The 3,569-nt window shown below is 69.6% G+C and carries 3 protein-coding genes; all 3 read left to right on the top strand.

Annotated elements, in window-relative coordinates; translation table 11 throughout:
* The first annotated feature begins 131 nt into the window (after nt 1–131).
* Nucleotides 132–659, top strand: a complete 528-nt coding sequence (yajC, locus tag H5J30_RS22300) for a preprotein translocase subunit YajC (protein ID WP_181789164.1) — start codon at nt 132–134, stop codon at nt 657–659.
* Nucleotides 660–819: 160 nt separating this feature from the next.
* Nucleotides 820–2,589: a protein translocase subunit SecD gene (gene secD, locus H5J30_RS22295; protein WP_181789163.1), complete on the top strand. Its 1,770-nt coding sequence runs from the start codon at nt 820–822 to the stop codon at nt 2,587–2,589.
* 1 nt (nt 2,590) lies between these two features.
* The coding region (gene secF / locus H5J30_RS22290; RefSeq protein ID WP_181789162.1) for a protein translocase subunit SecF at nt 2,591–3,569 on the top strand (979 nt) is incomplete at its 3' end.

Here is a 3,569-nt window from a genome sequence, read left to right as displayed (position 1 = left end):
GACATGCTGGGCGTTGTTCACACGGCGGAACTCGCTTAGACTCCGCCGACGCCTTCCGGAACCGGAGGGCACCCCCGCCCCCCAGAACGAGGCCGTGGCGAACGCGGTCCTACGAAGGAAACCCGGACACCGTGGATATCACGATTCTCTTGCCGTTCATCGTGCTCATCGGGGCGATGTTCCTGATGACCCGCTCGGCAAAGAACAAGCAGCGCCAGATGATGAGCATGCGGGACCAATTGCAGCCGGGCAGCGGCGTGCGGACCGTCGGCGGCATGTACGCCACGGTCAAGGAGGTCCACGAGGACACCATCCTTCTGGAGGTGGCCCCAGGAATGCACGCGATCTACGCGAAGAACTCCATCGGCGCCGTCCTGGACGACGCCGAGTACAACCGCATCGTGCACGGCGCTCCGGAGTTCGACGGCGAGGAGATCACCGCGCCCGACGACGCGTCCTCGCTGACGGAGTCCGCCGACGGTGACGACGACGACGCCGACGATGCCGACGCCGACGCCGGCGAGGACCGCCGGGAGGCGTCGGACAAGATCGACCTCGACAAGAAGGACGCGGCGGACGACGCCGCCGACGGCGACGCGGATGCCGCGGACGCCACCGACGAGGACGAGAAGAAGAACGGCGGCTCCGCCGCGAAGTGACCGCGGCCGTTCGGCGGCGGCCCCGCACCTGCTGCGGGGGCCCCGCCGGCCGCGGTGAACGGGGGATCGGTCACTTTTCGCCTCGCGGCACCGCGGGGCTACACTTCGTGACCGCGCGACGAGCCGCGCCGCGCGGTGTCTGGACAGGAGAATCGAGAAGGTGGCAGCACCCAAGACGGGCCGCAGGTCCCAGGGATCTCACGGCAGGCCCTGGCGCCCCCTGCTGCTGATCCTGACCGCGATCGCCGCGCTCACCGGTGGGATGTTCCTCTCCGGGCACACCACCCCGCGCCTCGGTATCGACCTCGCCGGCGGCACCAGCATCACGCTGGAGGCCAAGACCCAGCCGGGCAGCGAGAACGCGATCAACTCCACCAACATGGATACCGCCGTCAACATCATCGAGCGCCGCGTCAACGGCCTCGGTGTGCAGGAGGCGGAGGTCCAGACCCAGGGCGACCGGCACATCATCGTCAACATCCCCAAGGGCACCAACCAGAAGACGGCGCGCGAGCAGGTCGGCACCACCGCGCGGCTCTTCTTCCGGCCCGTGCTGTCGTACGAGGTGAACGAGGCCCCGGCGCCGAGCCCGTCGGAGTCCGGGGACAAGGACAAGGACTCCGGGGACAAGGAGAAGGACGGGGACGCCTCCACCTCGCCGTCCCCGTCCGAGACCGCCTCCGACGAGGCCGCCCCCGGCGACGACGCCACCGAGCAGGGCCGGGCCCTGTCCGAGGGCCTCGCCCAGGCCGACGACTCGCCCAGCCCGAGCGAGTCGCAGGCGCCGCCCGCCGAGACGCCCCCGGCCGAGCAGCCCACGGGCCAGATCCCCGCCGACGTGCAGAAGAAGCTGGACGCGCTGGACTGCTCCGACGCCGAGGAGCGCACCAAGATCGGCGAGAACGCCAAGCCGACCGACACCGTCGTCGCGTGCGACAGCGACGGCGCGTACAAGTACGCGCTCGGCCCGGCCGAGGTCGAGGGCACGGACGTCGACGACGCCTCCGCCACGTACGACGCCCAGCAGGGCTCCGGCTGGATCGTGCAGCTGGAGTTCAACGACAAGGGCTCCGACAAGTTCGCCGACGTCACCGGCACCCTCGCCGGCCAGGCGCCGCCGAACAACCAGTTCGCCATCGAGCTGGACGGCGAGGTCGTCTCCGCGCCGTCCGTCGACGAGTCGATCACGGGCGGCCGGGCGCAGATCTCCGGCAGCTTCAACCAGGAGTCGGCCGAGGAACTGGCCAACGTCCTGTCGTACGGCGCGCTGCCGCTGTCCTTCGAGGAGTCCGAGGTCACCACCGTCTCGCCGGCCCTCGGCAACGAGCAGCTCAAGGCCGGCCTCATCGCCGGCGCCATCGGGCTGGCGCTGGTGATCATCTACCTGGTCGCGTACTACCGCGGGCTGGCCCTGGTGGCCGTCGTCAGCCTCCTGGTCTCCGCCGCCCTCACGTACACGATCATGGCCCTGCTCGGGCCCGGCATCGGCTTCGCGCTGAACCTCCCGGCGGTCTGCGGCGCGATCGTGGCGATCGGCATCACGGCGGACTCGTTCATCGTCTACTTCGAGCGCATCCGCGACGAGATCCGCGAGGGGCGTACCCTGCGCCCCGCGGTGGAGCGGGGCTGGCCGCGGGCCAGGCGCACCATCCTGGTGTCCGACTTCGTGTCGTTCCTCGCCGCGGCCGTGCTCTTCGCCGTCACCGTCGGCAAGGTGCAGGGCTTCGCCTTCACGCTGGGTCTGACCACCCTCCTCGACGTGGTCGTGGTCTTCCTCTTCACCAAGCCGGTGATGACCATCCTGGCCCGCAAGCGCTTCTTCGCCAGCGGCCATCCCTGGTCCGGGCTCGATCCCAAACGGCTGGGAGCCAGGGCACCGCTGCGCGGCCGCCCGCGCGCCGCCGGTCCCGTCAACCCGAAGGAGGTCTGAGATGTCGCGCCTCGGCACCCTCGGCGCCCGCCTCTACCGCGGTGAGGCCGGCTACGACTTCGTCGCCAAGCGGTTCCTCTGGTACGGCGTCTCCGTCCTCATCACGATCATCGCGATCGCCGGCTTCTTCATCCGCGGCCTGAACATGGGCATCGAGTTCGAGGGCGGTGCGGTCTTCACCACCCCGAAGACCGAGACCTCGGTCTCGCAGGCCCAGGAGGTCGCCGAGGACGCCTCGGGCCACCAGGCGATCGTCCAGGAGCTGGGCAGCGGGAAGCTCCGCATCCAGGTCAGCAGCATCGAGACGCAGCAGTCCGACCAGGTCAAGACGGCGCTCGCCGAAGAGCTGAACGTCGACGCGGCGGACATCAACGACCAGCTCGTCGGCCCCAGCTGGGGCGAGCAGATCGCGAAAAAGGCGTGGCAGGGCCTGGCGATCTTCATGGTCCTCGTGGTGATCTACCTCGCCATCGCCTTCGAGTGGCGCATGGCGTTCTCGGCGCTGGTCGCGCTGATCCACGACCTGACGATCACGGTCGGCGTCTACACGATCGTCGGCTTCGAAGTCACCCCGGGCACGGTCATCGGTCTGCTGACCATCCTCGGTTACTCGCTGTACGACACGGTGGTGGTCTTCGACGGGCTCAAGGAGAGCACGAAGGACATCACCAAGCAGACGGGCTTCACCTACCGCGAGGCGGCCAACCGCAGCCTCAACGGCACGCTCGTCCGCTCCATCAACACCTCCGTCGTGGCTCTGCTGCCGGTCGCCGGCCTGCTGTTCATCGGCGGCGGCGTCCTCGGCGGCGGCATGCTCAACGACATCGCCCTGTCGCTGTTCGTCGGCCTCGCGGCCGGCGCGTACTCCTCGATCTTCATCGCCACCCCGCTGGTGGTCGACTTCAAGGAGCGCGACCCCGCCATACAGGCCCACAACAAGCGCGTGGCCGCCCGCCGCGCCTCCGACGCCCGCGCCGCCG

The organism is Streptomyces phytophilus (assembly GCF_013870535.1).
GTDB classification, from domain to species: domain Bacteria; phylum Actinomycetota; class Actinomycetes; order Streptomycetales; family Streptomycetaceae; genus Streptomyces; species Streptomyces phytophilus.
This window is presented reverse-complemented; position numbering and strand designations above follow the sequence as displayed.